We start from the raw sequence: 14,798 nt of genomic DNA, 5'->3' as shown, positions 1-14,798 counted from the left end.
GTCATCCTTCCTAAAAATAAGCAAAAACATTCGCACTCCTAGAGTCCAAGTGCTAAAATAGTAATGCATTAGCAAAACGAATGGAGGAATTTCATGTCAGTTTTAACTGAGACTTATACATTAACGAACGGTGTCAAAATTCCTAAAGTTGCTTTTGGGACTTGGCAGATCCCTAATGGTGAACCTGCTTATAACTCTGTTAAGGTTGCTTTGGAGAACGGCTATCGTCATATCGATACCGCTAAAGCATACGGAAATGAAAAGAGTGTTGGTCAGGCGATCCGGGATTCTGGAATCGACCGCAAAGATATCTTTGTGACATCGAAATTACCGGCCGAGATCAAGACTTATGAGGGTGCGCTCAAGGCCTTCGACGAAACCATGGCTGATTTGGATATTGATTATTTGGATCTTTACATTATTCATGCGCCATGGCCATGGGGTGAGATCGGCAAGAATTGTGATCAAGGTAATCTTGATGCTTGGCGGGCTTTGGAAGAAGTTTACGCCAGTGGACGTGTTCGCGCCATTGGGGTTTCCAACTTTGCGGTTCGTGATTTAGAGAATCTGTTACCTAACGCTAAAGTTAAGCCAATGGTCAATCAGATTCAATATTATGTCGGCTTCACTGAACCTAAGATCACGAAATATTCTGAAGATAATGGGCTGTTAATCGTGGCCTACTCACCATTAGCAACCGGCCGGATGTTGACCAATGAACATGTGGTGGCCATTGCCAAGAAATATGACGTTACCACAGCTCAGTTAGCGATTCGTTTCTGTATCGAAAACGGCGCGCTGCCATTGCCTAAAGCAGTGACACCAGCTCATATCGTCAGCAACAAGGAACTTGATTTCACCATTTCAGCCGAAGATATGGCTGTTCTGAACAGTTTAGCTGATACGACGAATGGTAGTAATCATAATCCAACGCAAGGCTAGTCACCAGATTGATTTAAGCATTTATTTTAAAAGACCCAGTCGATCCACAATGCGGCAAAGTTAGCAGTAACTTTGAAGCTCAGTGTGATTGGCTGGGTCTTTTTTTGTGGTGAACACAGTTTGTAAAGACGTTAACGTTTTTGTTAATGTCTAGTGTTCAGCTTTTAACTATAATACACATTAAACTTGATGTCTTGATCATGATTGCCGAAGCCACTGCCGAAAAGCGTGACACCACCCACATGTTTAGCGTCGTCTTTGACTTGGATTCGGAAGTCCCAAATGTCATTTTTGCCGTCGAAATCATTGATGCTCACGTCGGAAAGCGCATCGCCGTCAATGTAAGTGCCATTGTCTTTAGTTAGTCGCAATGTCTTGAGCAGGCCATACTGGTTGATGTTTGATGGCCACCAATCAGGTGTGAATTTGCCCCGCGCATCGCCAAAATCACCCGGGCTAGTCCAAGTGCCTAACTCGGTGCCGTTTAAGGAGAAGGTGATATCAGAGGGCCATTCGTTATTGGTAAACGGAAATTCGGAAGAAATCTCGAAACTAATGTCGATTTGTTCAAGACGCTCGTCTGTTTTGAGTAAATTGGGTGTTTTGTATTCAACGAACCCCTTGGTAAACCAAAGAATCCCCGCATCCATCCGTTTGGAGTCCATAAAGAACTTAGGCTCATCAACTTCACCAATGAAGCTTTCGCGAGTTGCCAGGCCACAGGTTGGCGCGACATGATAGTCAACATAGTGACCAACCGGAATTGAGGCCGTATGCGTTTCGAATGAATGGTAGATTTTTTGGGGAAATTCCACATCAATATGATCGACCTTGAGAATCGAAATTTTCTGAATTCCAGATTTTCCGGGAACACGTTCTGTTTTGATAATGCCCGCCTGCTCCAATTTATTGACGTGTTTGGTGACGATTGCACTGCTCAATCCCAGGCTAGCAGCGAGTTCCTTGATGTTCATCTTATTGGTCGAGAGCAGCTGAATGATTCTGAGACGAACGTCGCTAGCCAGCGCTTCGTAGACTGGTAGTGAAGCTGAAGAGATATCTAATTGCATGATATTCACGTAACCTTTTCGTTTATTATTGCTTATGTAATTAATATAAACGCTTTTGTTACAGTTAGTCAAGCCAAAAGTAGCGATTTCAGTTAACTTTATCGTTGATGTAATTATATAAATAAAAAACACGAATTACCAAAAGGTTATTGACAGCGATTTCAAAATGGAGTATATATAATGGTGTAGTTAATTAAAGGAGGCAAACAGATGAAAGGAAAGCTTGTCTTGGATACGCGAGCACGAGTAGCCAAGATTGATCCACGTATTTTTGGGTCTTTCATCGAACACATGGGTCGGGCGGTTTATACAGGAATTTACCAACCGGATTCACCATACGCCGATGAGGATGGTTTCCGCAAGGATGTCATTGAGCTGGTCAAACAGCTTAACGTACCGATCGTCCGTTATCCTGGTGGTAATTTCGTTTCCGGTTATAACTGGGAAGATGGTATCGGACCAGTCGCAGATCGTCCTAAACGCCTTGATTTAGCGTGGCGAACCGTTGAAACCAATGAATTTGGCTTACACGAGTTCATGAAATGGGCCAAGAAAGTTGATACCGATGTGGCGATGGCTGTTAACTTAGGCACTCGCGGAATCGATGCGGCGCGGCATTTAGTTGAGTACTGTAATTTCGATAAGGGCACTTATTATAGCGACCTGCGCCGTAAGAATGGTGCCGAGAAGCCGTTCAATGTTAAAACTTGGTGTCTGGGCAACGAAATGGATGGTCCATGGCAGATTGGTCATAAGACAGCTGATGAATACGGACGTCTCGCCGAAGAAACAGCTAAGGCGATGAAATTAGTCGATGAAAATATCGAACTCATTGCATGCGGTAGTTCTGCCTTAGATATGCCAACATTTGGTTCATGGGAATCCACTGTTTTGGAACATACCTATGATCAAGTCGATTATTTGTCCTTACATCGCTACTATGGTAATCGTGATAATGATACACCTAATTATCTTGCCCAAAGTCTCGATATGGATGATTTTATCACCGGTGTTCTGGCGATTTGTGATTCGATCAAGGCCCGGAAACACAGTAAGAAGACCATCAATCTTTCTTTCGACGAGTGGAATGTTTGGTATCATTCGGATCAACAAACGGCTGATAATCAGCCATGGCAGATTGCTCCGCACCTATTAGAAGATATTTATAATTTTGAGGATGCCTTGTTGGTTGGGACTTTACTGATCACGTTATTGAAGCATGCAGATCGGGTGAAAATCGCTTGTTTGGCACAACTTGTCAATGTGATTGCGCCGATTATGACCGACGAGAACGGGGCTGCGTGGATGCAATCGATTTTCTTCCCATTCATGCAAGCGGCTCAATATGGTCAAGGCACTGTTTTGACTCAGATCCAAGATTCACCGGTCTATTCAACCAAGCAATTTGATCAAGTGCCATATCTGGAGAGTTTGGGTATTTTAAACGATGACGAAACTGAACTAACAATTTTTGCGGTCAATCGTTCAGATCAAGAAAGTCTTGAGCTTGATTTAACAGTTACTGACGGTTTCGTCATCGATCATCAATTGCTGGCCACCGAATTTACAGGATACGGCATTAAAGAAACAAATGAGAATGGGCAAATGAAGCTTCAAAATAATGACAATGTGACCCTTTCTCGGGAAACTGCACAGGCAACACTGAAACCATTGTCATGGAACGTCATTAGATTAGCAGTAAATAAAGCATAGGGAGTGCTGGAAATGAAGATCTGGAAAAAAATTGGGCTTTTAGCATTAAGCGCAGTAGCTGTTTTAAGTATCGCAGGATGTGGCAATAAATCTGCTTCAGGTAGCGATAGCAATAAGAAGCATACTATCACCTTTATGTATCGTGGTGGCGAAGACGAAAAGAAGGCTTATGGGCAAGCAATCAAGCAATTTGAGAAGACTCATAAGGATGTTAAAGTCAAAATTATTGTTACGAGTGCTGATAACTACGCAACGAAATTACAAGCGGCAATTTCTGGGAATAAAGTTCCTGATGTCTTCTATATCGAACAAAACAACTTATTGGCATATGTCAATAGTGGTGTCTTGAAGGATATTTCAAAAGAAGTTGAGAAATCAAATATTGATTTAGATAACGTTTGGTCTTACGGCGTAAATAGTTATCGTACCAATGGTAAGACGGTTGGTAAGGGTGCCCTTTATGGCTTACCAAAGGATGTTGGTCCAATGTCTTTAGGCTACAACAAGACAATGTTCGAAAAGAACAATATTCCTTTACCAGATAAAGACAAACCCTATACTTGGGATGAATTCATCAAGGTTTGCCAGCAATTAACGAAAGATACGAATAATGATGGTAAGATCGATCAATATGCAACTGGGTTCAATGTTAACTGGAGTCTACAATCCTTCGTTTGGAGTAATGGCGCTGATTGGTCCAATAAGGCCAAGACAAAGGTTACAATCGATACTCCTAAATTTGCTGAAGCACTTCAACTTTTTGCTGATTTACAAAACAAGTATCATGTAACACCATCAGCTAAAGAGGCACAATCGTTGGATACCTACCAACGTTGGATGAAAGGCGAGTTGGCCTTCTTCCCAGTAGGTCCTTGGGATTTGAGTACTTACAATAAGCTGAACTTTGACTATGATTTGATTCCTTGGCCAGCTGGTTCTACAGGAAAATCTGCTACGTATGTTGGTTCATTAGGTATCGGTGTATCAAACAAGACTAAATATGGTCAAGATGCCGTTGAATTGGCCGAATACCTTTCGACTAATAAGAAGGCTCAAAAGACCCTGGTTGATGCAATGGTACAAATTCCTAACTTGAAAGATATGGCACAGGAATGGGCCGATGATACTTCGATCAAACCTGCCAACCGTGAAGAATTCTTGCAAATCGTTAACGATTATGGTCATGCAATGCCAGCAGCAACAACTTATAACTCTGAATGGTATGACATGTTCATGACTGATATCCAACCAGTCCTTGATGGTAAGATTACGGCAAAGAAGTATGTTAAGGAAGAGCAACCTAAGATGCAAGCTAAGCTGGACGCAGCAAATCAACAATTAAAGACAGCGTCGGCTGGTAAATAGTGGTTTTATTCAGTTTTTGGAAGGGTGGATAAAAATCCATCCTTTTCTTTTTAGGAGGTCACTGAAAGTGGACAGTACAAAAGTTGTTAAAAAGAAGAAATCAATGTTTCATCATGACTCTAAGCTGTATCGTGATGAACACCGCGCCGCATTTCTAATGATCATTTTACCAGTCTTGGGTTTCTTGATTTTTAGCTTGGTTCCTTTGATTTACTCCGTCTTTGCTTCATTTACGAATTGGAACGGCATTGGTCAGATGACCTTCACAGGTTTAACTAACTTTAAATTAATGCTCAAGGATAATTATTTCTGGAAGACACTATACAATACATTCTTCCTGATGATTGGGATTCCGATTGGGTTGATTCTATCGTTTCTTCTGGCATCAGCCTTGAGTCGTGGTCTGAAGGGTACAACTTTCTTCCGGGTCATCTATTATATTCCGGTTATTTCATCCTTGGCCGCGATTGCAATTATGTGGCAATGGGCATACAACGGTGATTATGGACTAGTTAACCAAGTGTTGGCGTTGGTCGGCATTAAAGGCCCGAACTGGTTGCAAAATGTTCATACAGTCAAACCAGCCATTATTGCTATGAGTGTTTGGAAAGGGTTAGGCTATTCCATGCTTCTCTATCTGGCCGCAATTCAGTCAGTTCCGAAGTCATACTATGAGGCAGCAGATCTCGATGGTGCTAATAGTTTTCAGAAATTTAAGAACATTACTTGGCCAATGTGCCGTCCTGTAACTTTCTTCCTGATTATTACTAATGTCATTGGCGGTTCTCAAATCTTTACCGAAATCAATATTATGACGCCAACTGGTGGTCCTGAATATAGCTCAGCGACAATCGTTTGGTACATCTGGCAAAAGGCCTTCAAGAACTTCCAAATGGGCTATGCTTCTGCGATGTCATTGGTTTTAGGTATTTTGATTTTCATTATCACCGCACTTCAGTTCTATATGAACCGTAAGTCAGACTATCAATTAAGTTAGGAGGAGTTCTGATAATGGCTAAGACAGCAAGTGTTGGCGTTAGACGCCAAAGTAGAACTGCAAATGTATTTATCTATATTATTTTGATTCTTGGTGGGATCATCATGGTTGGACCGTTATTATGGATGGTCTCCACATCATTGAAAGATAAAATGGGCGTGTTCCAGCTGCCTCCTCAATGGATTCCAAATCCTGTTCGTTGGGACGCATATCGGCGCTTGTTTAAATTGAGTGACATGTATACGGGCTTTAAGAATACGATAATTGTTTCCTTGACGGTAACAATTATTGGTACGATGACTTCGAGTTTGGCGGCGTTCTCTTTCGCCAAGCTACGGCTACCGTTTAAGAATACTATTTTCTTAATGCTATTGATTGCCTTAATGGTTCCTTACCCTGCAGTTATGATTCCTCAATTCATGATCTTTTCTCAAATTGGCTGGGTTGATACGTTGAAACCATTGATTGTTCCGGGGTTATTTGGGAATATCACCATGATTTTCTTCCTGCGACAATATCTGCAAAGCGTACCAGATTCGGTGATTGAATCAGCTAAAATCGATGGTGCAGGATACATGAAAATCTTCATTAGCATCATCTTTCCGCTGATTCGTCCTGCGGTTGCGGCGCAATTCATTCTGTGGTTCATGGGTGCTTGGAACGATTATTTAGCCCCGTTGATTTACTTGAATTCGCCTGAGAAGCAAACATTACAGGTCGTTATTGCCAATTTATCAGCAACTTATGCGACCCAAACAGATTATCCACTGATTATGGCAATGTCATTTATTGCGTTGTTGCCCGTCCTGATCGTCTTCTTGATCTTCCAAAAACAAATCATCGAATCAGTTGCCTTATCTGGAACAAAGGGATAGTTATTTCTAAAGAACAAGGAGTGAAACTATATGGGTTGGTCAGAAAAGTTGATGAAGGTCCTGTACATTATCGAGATAGTCCTTTTTCTAAATCTGTTATGGATCGGTGGCGCATTGATTGGCCTTGGAGTTCTTGGTATTTTTCCAGCTACAAGAGCACTTTATCAATTGATTAGTCGAGAATTGTTTAATTATGATGGTGGTGGCAGCTCCTTTAAATCATTGGCAAAGGAGTTTTGGAGAAACTATAAGTCCGAATTCAAGTCGGTCAATAAATTTGGGATAATTTATTTGTTGATTTACGGTGTGCTCTATTTTGATTTTGTTGTCATTACCCAGCTGATGAAAGGCGCGGTTTATGCGGCATTTCTACCAATAGTGACGGTGGTGCTGTTTTACGTTATTTTGACCAATATCTTTTTATTGATGAATGATTCTCTCGAATTTAGTTGGACTCATATCAAAAAAATTTTGGTTTTACCGTTCGCGTTGCCTGGAGCTTCATTACTTTACGCTGTCTTCATAATAGTGTTCTCATTACTAGCCATTCGCTTTTCTGTTATTTTCATTCTTTGCTATTTTAGTGCGGTTCTCATTGTTGGTAAGGTTTTTCTGCAAATGCGAATTCAGAAAAAAGGATTCACGATTTAAAAGTTTTCAGCATTTCGTAAATAATGTGTGCTCCTTCTGAGCATGCTATTCTTGAAGGAGTTAGTACCAGTGAATACAATTAAACAACCAATCGTCCTACAACGGGCGGATCCTTGGGTCTACCTGCACACAGATGGTTATTATTATTTTACCGGCTCGGTTCCGGGATATCAGGAAATTGAAGTTCGGCGGGCGCGGACCTTGGCTGGTTTGGAAACTGCTGAACGGGTCGCCGTTTGGCATGCACATTCGACGGGTCTGATGAGTCAGTTGATTTGGGCGCCAGAGATCCTATTCTTGCAAGGCAAGTGGTACATTTACTTTGCGGCTGCCGATCAAGATGGCGAACGGGATGCGCAACATCATCATCGCATGTTTGCAATCGAGTGTGATGAAGCCTCGCCAATGACAACTAATTGGATTGAGCGTGGTCAAGTTGTAACGGATCAAGATAGCTTCAGTTTGGACGCGACGGTTTTTGAGTTTCAACAGGAACTCTATTATGTCTGGGCCCAACAAGATCCTGCAATTCCGGGTAATTCAAATCTGTATCTGCAAAAAATGGCCAATCCATGGACGTTGACCGGAAAGAAACTATTACTGTCAATTCCTGAATTTTCTTGGGAGAAGATTGGTTTTTCAGTCAATGAAGGTCCCGCTGTTTTGATCTCCCACGGTCGCGTGTTCATCACTTTTTCAGCCAGTGCCACAGACGAGAATTATGCGGTCGGCCTGCTCTGGGCAGATGAGCACAGTGATTTACTTGACAGTTATTCATGGCACAAGCTGGAGCACCCGGTCTTCAAGAGTTCTAGCAAGAATCATTTATTTGGACCGGGGCACAATAGTTTTACCAAAACACCTGATGGTCAGCAAGATGTGATTGTTTATCATGCACGTCCCTATGATAATGCGGGGATTGAAGGCGATCCTTTGGATAATCCTGACCGGCACGCATACGCCCAGACGTTTACTTGGGATGCTCAGGGATTCCCGGTCTTCGGCGAGCCAGGTGACAATTAAGTTAAGGAGAGAAATATGTCTAAAATCATCGTTAATGATCAACGCCAACGAGGAAAAATCAGCAAGTACCTGTACGGCCAATTTGCCGAACATTTAGGTCGCTGTATCTATGAAGGCCTTTGGGTCGGCGAAGATTCGTCGATTCCAAATGTCAATGGGATCCGTTCTGATGTGGTTGCGGCCCTGAAGGACATTAAAGTTCCTGTTTTACGTTGGCCTGGTGGTTGTTTTGCCGATACTTATCATTGGCAAGATGGCATTGGTCCACGGGAAACTCGGAAGAAGATCGTCAATACGAACTGGGGTGGTGTCGTTGAGAACAACCATTTCGGCACTCACGAATTCTTCGAGTTGGTCAAGCAATTGGGAACTGAAGCCTATATCAATGGCAATGTCGGCAGCGGTACGGTTCAAGAAATGTCTGATTGGGTCGAATACATGACCTTTGATGGGATTTCGCCAATGGCAGATCTGCGGGCGAAAAACGGCCATGAAGCACCTTGGGATGTGAAGTTCTTCGGTGTTGGCAATGAGAGTTGGGGTTGCGGTGGCAATATGCGGCCGGAATATTATTCGGACTTGTATCGCCAATATCAAACTTTTGTCCGTAACTATAATAATGATAAGCCAATTTACAAAATCGCTTCAGGACCGAATATCGATGATTATCATTGGATGGATGTATTGATGCGGAACGCGGCGCCATTAATGGATGGGATCAGCCTCCATCACTATGCCTTAGCATCCGAATGGGAAGACAAGCGGCCGGCGTTAGGCTTCCCCGAAAATGAATGGTTCTCTTTGATCAAGAGCGCCCAGAAGATGGACGAGTTGATCAGTAAACATAGTACGATCATGGATAAATATGATCCTGAGAAACGGGTCGGGTTGATTGTTGACGAATGGGGTTCTTGGCTAGCCGTTGAACCAGGAACGAATCCAGGCTTCTTGTATCAGCAAAATACGATTCGGGACGCGATGATCGCGGCCATTACGTTGCATATTTTCCAGAAACACGCTGATCGCGTTCAGATGGCGAACATTGCCCAAATGGTTAATGTTTTGCAGGCGATGATTCTGACTGACGGCGACAAAATGATCAAGACGCCAACCTACTATGTCTTTAAAATGTTTGTTGATCATCAAGATGCGACTGCTCTAGATACCTTGGATGATTTGGCCGCTACAACTAGCGCATCAGTTTCAAAGTCGGCCAACGGCTACCTCGTTTCGCTCTGTAATTATAGTCTGGATGCGGCCGATGAAATCAGTCTTGAGTTCGATCGTCCGGTCACTGCTTTGACTGGTGAGATTTTGCAAGGGGCAACGATGGATCAGCACAATGATTTCACGACACCTGATGCAGTCCACACAGTTGCCTTCTCAGCTGCGACACATCAAGCGCACACGGTCACGGCTACGATTCCGCCAATGAGCGTTGTGACCTTACATGTCCAGGCGTAACGGAAACTGTGTGCGTTGCGACTTGCTTGATGAACTGGCGAGTCAAGATGTTGCGGCCAATATCGCAGAGCAGTTAAGTTTGGAGGTTGGCAACCTGGTTGATCCAGAAATTCGAGATCAGCGTTTGGTAATTTGCCAATCTTGTCCCTTTTTCCAAAACGGAACCTGTTTGAAGTGTGGCTGCTATACACAATTTCGGGCCAGCTTAAAAAATAAAACATGTCCTGAAGGGCGCTGGTGACAAAGGCTTCATCGGCCATGAGCCGTTGCACCGGTGAGCAGCTCGGAAGGCGGAATGTCAATGTGCGGACTCAGGGATAAACCTGGGTCCGCTTTTTTATAAAAGAAAAATGAGGAGATTGAAATGTCAGAAAAACAACAAAATGATTGGGTCGACGCCCATTGGGGGACACGAGGCGTTCATGATCCTACTATCATTCAAGCGGATGGTCATTATTACATGTTCTCAACCGACACCCATGTTGCCGGCCAAGCGACGCATGGCATTCAAATTCGTGAATCAACCGATTTGGTGCAATGGCAGTTCGTGGGAACAGCCTTCGATCATGTGCCGATCGTGGCGGCAAATTGGGCGCAAGCGACCGGGCTCTGGGCACCCGAAGTAATTAAAGTGGGTGATCAATATCGGATGTACTATGCCGCGTCAACTTTTGGCAGCCAAGTTTCCTGTATTGGCTTAGCCACAGCCCCACGACCAGCCGGCCCTTGGACACCCCGTGACTTGGTGATCAAAACCGATGGTGGGCAAAATGGTCAAAACGCGATCGACGCTAATGTGGTGACCGCCGCAGATGGTCGCCAATGGTTACTTTATGGGTCGTTTTTTGGGGGCATTTTTCTAGTGGAGCTAGACAGCACGACCGGATTAACGAAGTATCCCGGTGACTTTGGACAACGGATCGCTCAACGGCCGCGGGCAGCACAAGATGGTGCCATCGAAGGTTGCTTTATTCAGTATCGTCCCGACCAAGGCTACTATTATTTGTTCATGTCCTATGATTCATTGACCTGGTCCTATCATGTGCGTGTAGCCCGTTCGCGACAAATTACAGGTCCCTATCATGACTTCAATGGTCAGGATGTTTTCTATCCTCAAGGTGAGCGATATCAGGAAATCGGGACGAAAATTCTGGGAAGTTATCAATTCGCAAATGAATTTCCTTGGTTCGGCCCAGGGCACAACTCGATTCTGACCAGTGGTGACCAAGATTTCATGGTGCATCATGTTCGTTGTCAACCAAATCAGAACGATTCCTATGGCATGATCCGCAAAGTATACTGGTTGGAAAACGGCTGGCCAGTGGTGGATCCAAATTACTATAAATCAACGACGGATAATCATCCACTAGCCGCCAGTCCGGCCGAAATTGGCGAAATCATCTGTTGGCCAAGCACCTCAGAACTGATTCCGAGCCATCAGATCCCACTGGATAGTGGCTTTTACGCTAATCTAGACAGCTATCGTTGGATCACCAGCTGGGATTGGGAGCAGCAGTGTGCAGCGACATATTTGATCGGCTTAACTAAAGCCGGCACCGGCCTTTGGGTCAAAGCCCACTAAAAAAATCAATCACCAAGGCTTCAGTTGCACGTGCAACCCGAAGTTAAGGTGATTGATTTTTTTACACCACTTTTTGATGGCTTCTGAAGTGGCCCTTATTTTTTCTTGTCCTAATGTTGATGACGGTACTCAGTGGGCGCGACGCCTTCCCGTTTCTTGAAGAGGTAGCTGAAATAATTAGGATCATTATAGCCAATGTCCATGGCAATTTCGGCCAATTTCTTGTTGGTGCCCGTCAAAAGAACTTTGGCCAGTTTGATCCGTTTATCGGTTAGATACTCGATGAAAGTTCGGGTCATTGATTGGGAGAAGATCGTACTGAAGTGAGCCGGACTTAGGGAAACGGCCTCGGCAACCACGGTCAGCGAAATGTCCGGATCGGTGTAATTCTCATTGATAAAACGAATGGCTTGGTTGACAACGCTTTGATATTTGGGGATGGCCGATTGGACTTTGTTGTCCAGCAAGTAATCGACCATTTCGCGGATCAGTTGTTCGAAGGCGTGATTATTACTAGAACTGGTCAGTAGATCATCTAAACTGGCGCTATCCTTGAACTTGGTCCCGATTTGATCCTGCTTTTTCTTGATCATGCCACTGAGTTCAGTTAGAACGAAGAAACGCCGCATTCTGGTGCGGTCATAATTGGCCTGAGGTTGCATCAATTTGGCGATCAATTTCTCCTTGTTGTCCTCGGTCAGATCGGCGATCTCATTGGCAAGGTCCATTTTGAAAGGGTGGGTGGGCGAAAGCTCGCCCTCACGCATGTTATCCTCATAGCTAATGATTTTCTCTACGCGGACTTGACCATAGCTGGCCAGCAATTCTTGGGCTTGCTCGAACGAAAAGGAGATATCACTTAGGCGATCAACGACGGGACCGATCCCCACGGCCAAGTCATCTTGGTCAGACCGGTCCAGCACGTGGATCAGTGTATTGGCGATTTGGTAACTCTTTTCCAAGACAGTTTCTTTTTGGGCGTCGAAAATCAGAAATTTGATGTATTTTGATGAGGAACAGGAGAAAATAATGCTCTTATCTTTGGCGAATAGATAACTGAGATAATCATTGAGCTGCTCAGTGTCTTGACCATCATGGGGTAAGCTGTTGGTTGCTAGCAGCACCACGCTTTTCTTACCGACGATTGAGCGGTCGAATCCTCGCGCAGTCGCAATTGCGTTTGGCATAGCCAGCTCACCTTTGAAAAGCTCGTTGAGGAAGAGATTCTTCTTGAGGTCGATCAATAAACTGCTATCAGAGTCCGGTTTCGGGGCTGTTTCGTGTTGCTGATCTAAGATTCGAACAACACGAGCTAAGGTGTCTTGAAGTTCTTGGGGTTTGATTGGCTTGAGCAGGTATTCATCCGCGTGGACTTGCAGCGCGACTTTCGCATACTCGAATTCATCGAAGCCGCTAATGAAGATGATCCGAGTCCAGGGCAGCACTTTTCTGGCTTCCTTGGCGAAGGTCAGTCCATCCATAAACGGCATGCGAATATCTGTCAAAATAATATCTGGTTGTAACTCCATAATGGCGGCCAATCCCATTTCCCCATCGCTGGCCTCACCAGCGAAGCTAAGGTTCAGGCGATCACCGAGTTTCATGATCTGTTGGCGCAATGTTTCCCGAATCAAATGTTCATCTTCGACAATAAAAACTTTATACATTTAGGTCATCTTTCTCCTTCTTGGGTACCGTTAATATGACTGTTGTTCCTTGCCGATAAGCACTGGTGAAGTTGATCCCGGCGGCATCGCCATAGTACAGTAACAACCGCTTGTTAACATTATACAGGCCATAACCAACACTGAAATCCGAATCCAAGCCCTTCGCTAGCTCTTGTTGGATCGTGTCAAGTTGGTCGGGCTTGACACCGATTCCATTATCTTGAACGGTGAAAATCAAATTTTGGTCGGTTTCACGGGCGCGCACACTGATGTGACCGACGCGGCGAATATACTTTGTCCCATGGTAGACTGCGTTTTCAACGATTGGTTGGAGAATCATTTTGAGGACTTGATTATCCTGCAGCTCGGTTGGAACGTCAATGTCATAGTCCAGCATTTCCCCGTAGCGGATCTTGAGAATGATCAGATAATCATGAACGTGCTGGATCTCCGTGGCAACAGTGATCCAATCACGGCCTTTACTTAAAGAAATCCGAAAGAAATCGGATAGGGCATAAGTTGTCCGCTTGGCTTCATCGTATTGTTCTTGCTCGATCAAGGAAACGATGGCGTCCAAGCTATTGTAAACAAAGTGCGGGGTGATCTGCGCTTGCAAAACACGGACTTCACTTTGGGCTAAATAGTATTGCTTCAGCGCATTTTCTTCTAGCAAGCGTTCCAAATTATCGGCCATGGTATTAAGACTCAGGGTTAAGGATGACAATTCCGGTGTTGGAGGTAAGGGGAGTCGGTAGTTGAAATTCCCTTTGGAGATTTCATTAGACATGGTGATCACGTCATCCAAGGGCATTTCGACCTTGGTTTTGAGGAAGCGGCGATTGCGGCGTGACAGATAGAGAATAATCAAGATGATCACGAACATTAGAACGCTTAAGAAAATCAGTGAATGAAATAATTCGTTATTTTTCTTACCGGCCAGCTTGATTTCGACACCCACATATTGTTGGAGGATATCAGAGAGCAGGCTAGTCACCGACTCCACTTGGACCATGATTTCTTTGTTCTTGTCATAGGCCTGATCATCATGTTTGATATTGTCGATGATTTCGTGTTGATGGTCGACCAAAGTATCAAGCACGCGCGACGTGACCTGTAAAATACTGACCTCTTCGCTGGTCGTTGTGTTGACCCGTAACTCGTTGGTTTCCCGGCGTAATTGCTTGATGATATTCTTCTTCTCGTATTGTTTCACGGAGATTTGGCCACTGACTAAATTCCAAAGTTCCTCACGCACACGGGTGTTGACACTGGCCGTGATCTTATTCGCGTTCTGGACATTGGTGATTGTCCGCTGGTAGATCAAGATCTGCTGCGAATACAGAATGACACTGGTGATCAACGGCAGGATGGCAAAGATCAACATCCATTTATTCACTTGACTAAAAATCTGCTTTAGGCTGGGATTCTTCTTATGATTATTTAGCATGG

At 44.1% G+C, this 14,798-nt stretch carries 13 protein-coding genes; 10 read left to right on the top strand and 3 right to left on the bottom strand.

Annotated elements, in window-relative coordinates; genetic code table 11:
- Positions 1-93: 93 nt before the first annotated feature.
- Positions 94-942: an aldo/keto reductase gene (locus EKM94_RS03180; RefSeq protein ID WP_125597358.1), complete on the top strand. Its 849-nt coding sequence runs from the start codon at positions 94-96 to the stop codon at positions 940-942.
- A 164-nt stretch (positions 943-1,106) separates the two neighbouring features.
- On the opposite strand, the gene EKM94_RS03175 is transcribed toward EKM94_RS03180, so the two are convergent.
- On the bottom strand, positions 1,107-2,012 hold the full coding sequence (locus EKM94_RS03175; RefSeq protein WP_125597356.1) for an ArsR/SmtB family transcription factor: 906 nt from the start codon (positions 2,010-2,012) through the stop codon (positions 1,107-1,109).
- 210 nt (positions 2,013-2,222) lie between these two features.
- Here EKM94_RS03175 and arfA point away from each other — a divergent pair, with 210 nt between their 5' ends.
- The 9 genes from arfA to EKM94_RS03130 all read left to right on the top strand — a co-directional run bounded on the left by arfA (position 2,223) and on the right by EKM94_RS03130 (position 11,682).
- On the top strand, positions 2,223-3,725 hold the full coding sequence (arfA, locus tag EKM94_RS03170; RefSeq protein WP_125597353.1) for an arabinosylfuranosidase ArfA: 1,503 nt from the start codon (positions 2,223-2,225) through the stop codon (positions 3,723-3,725).
- Positions 3,726-3,737: 12 nt separating this feature from the next.
- Positions 3,738-5,090 (top strand): ABC transporter substrate-binding protein, encoded by a 1,353-nt coding sequence (locus EKM94_RS03165; RefSeq protein ID WP_125597349.1) that lies wholly within the window; start codon positions 3,738-3,740, stop codon positions 5,088-5,090.
- Positions 5,091-5,157: 67 nt separating this feature from the next.
- Entirely contained in the window at positions 5,158-6,087 is a 930-nt protein-coding gene (locus tag EKM94_RS03160; RefSeq protein ID WP_225422135.1) for a carbohydrate ABC transporter permease, read from the top strand.
- A 14-nt stretch (positions 6,088-6,101) separates the two neighbouring features.
- Entirely contained in the window at positions 6,102-6,962 is an 861-nt protein-coding gene (locus EKM94_RS03155) for a carbohydrate ABC transporter permease (RefSeq protein ID WP_225422134.1), read from the top strand.
- Between the two features lie 30 nt (positions 6,963-6,992).
- Positions 6,993-7,613 (top strand): DUF624 domain-containing protein, encoded by a 621-nt coding sequence (locus EKM94_RS03150; RefSeq protein ID WP_125597346.1) that lies wholly within the window; start codon positions 6,993-6,995, stop codon positions 7,611-7,613.
- A gap of 42 nt (positions 7,614-7,655) precedes the next feature.
- A complete protein-coding gene (locus tag EKM94_RS03145) occupies positions 7,656-8,636 on the top strand; it encodes a glycoside hydrolase family 43 protein (RefSeq protein ID WP_125597343.1) in 981 nt (326 codons plus the stop codon).
- Between the two features lie 15 nt (positions 8,637-8,651).
- On the top strand, positions 8,652-10,100 hold the full coding sequence (locus tag EKM94_RS03140) for an alpha-N-arabinofuranosidase (protein WP_125597340.1): 1,449 nt from the start codon (positions 8,652-8,654) through the stop codon (positions 10,098-10,100).
- The gene (locus tag EKM94_RS12965) at positions 10,087-10,341 is read left to right on the top strand and encodes a DUF6171 family protein (RefSeq protein ID WP_125597337.1); all 255 of its coding nucleotides are present in this window, start codon (positions 10,087-10,089) and stop codon (positions 10,339-10,341) included. Before EKM94_RS03140 ends, EKM94_RS12965 begins: the two co-directional genes overlap by 14 nt.
- A 123-nt stretch (positions 10,342-10,464) precedes the next feature.
- Positions 10,465-11,682: an arabinan endo-1,5-alpha-L-arabinosidase gene (locus EKM94_RS03130; protein WP_125597334.1), complete on the top strand. Its 1,218-nt coding sequence runs from the start codon at positions 10,465-10,467 to the stop codon at positions 11,680-11,682.
- A gap of 110 nt (positions 11,683-11,792) precedes the next feature.
- Here EKM94_RS03130 and EKM94_RS03125 read toward each other — a convergent pair whose 3' ends face one another.
- The gene (locus EKM94_RS03125; RefSeq protein WP_125597331.1) at positions 11,793-13,349 is read right to left on the bottom strand and encodes a response regulator transcription factor; all 1,557 of its coding nucleotides are present in this window, start codon (positions 13,347-13,349) and stop codon (positions 11,793-11,795) included.
- Entirely contained in the window at positions 13,342-14,796 is a 1,455-nt protein-coding gene (locus tag EKM94_RS03120; RefSeq protein ID WP_125597328.1) for a sensor histidine kinase, read from the bottom strand. Before EKM94_RS03120 ends, EKM94_RS03125 begins: the two co-directional genes overlap by 8 nt.
- Positions 14,797-14,798 lie beyond the last annotated feature (2 nt).

The organism is Lapidilactobacillus achengensis (assembly GCF_003946655.1).
GTDB lineage: Bacteria > Bacillota > Bacilli > Lactobacillales > Lactobacillaceae > Lapidilactobacillus > Lapidilactobacillus achengensis.
This window is presented reverse-complemented; position numbering and strand designations above follow the sequence as displayed.

What these genes read in the sequence shown, in the direction of transcription:
- EKM94_RS03180 (WP_125597358.1), top strand. Translation starts at nt 94, where the DNA reads ATGTCAGTTTTAACTGAGACTTATACATTAACGAACGGTGTCAAAATT.
- EKM94_RS03175 (WP_125597356.1), bottom strand. Translation starts at nt 2,012, where the DNA reads ATGCAATTAGATATCTCTTCAGCTTCACTACCAGTCTACGAAGCGCTG.
- arfA (WP_125597353.1), top strand. Translation starts at nt 2,223, where the DNA reads ATGAAAGGAAAGCTTGTCTTGGATACGCGAGCACGAGTAGCCAAGATT.
- EKM94_RS03165 (WP_125597349.1), top strand. Translation starts at nt 3,738, where the DNA reads ATGAAGATCTGGAAAAAAATTGGGCTTTTAGCATTAAGCGCAGTAGCT.
- EKM94_RS03155 (WP_225422134.1), top strand. Translation starts at nt 6,102, where the DNA reads ATGGCTAAGACAGCAAGTGTTGGCGTTAGACGCCAAAGTAGAACTGCA.
- EKM94_RS03150 (WP_125597346.1), top strand. Translation starts at nt 6,993, where the DNA reads ATGGGTTGGTCAGAAAAGTTGATGAAGGTCCTGTACATTATCGAGATA.
- EKM94_RS03145 (WP_125597343.1), top strand. Translation starts at nt 7,656, where the DNA reads ATGCTATTCTTGAAGGAGTTAGTACCAGTGAATACAATTAAACAACCA.
- EKM94_RS03140 (WP_125597340.1), top strand. Translation starts at nt 8,652, where the DNA reads ATGTCTAAAATCATCGTTAATGATCAACGCCAACGAGGAAAAATCAGC.
- EKM94_RS12965 (WP_125597337.1), top strand. Translation starts at nt 10,087, where the DNA reads ATGTCCAGGCGTAACGGAAACTGTGTGCGTTGCGACTTGCTTGATGAA.
- EKM94_RS03130 (WP_125597334.1), top strand. Translation starts at nt 10,465, where the DNA reads ATGTCAGAAAAACAACAAAATGATTGGGTCGACGCCCATTGGGGGACA.
- EKM94_RS03125 (WP_125597331.1), bottom strand. Translation starts at nt 13,349, where the DNA reads ATGTATAAAGTTTTTATTGTCGAAGATGAACATTTGATTCGGGAAACA.
- EKM94_RS03120 (WP_125597328.1), bottom strand. Translation starts at nt 14,796, where the DNA reads ATGCTAAATAATCATAAGAAGAATCCCAGCCTAAAGCAGATTTTTAGT.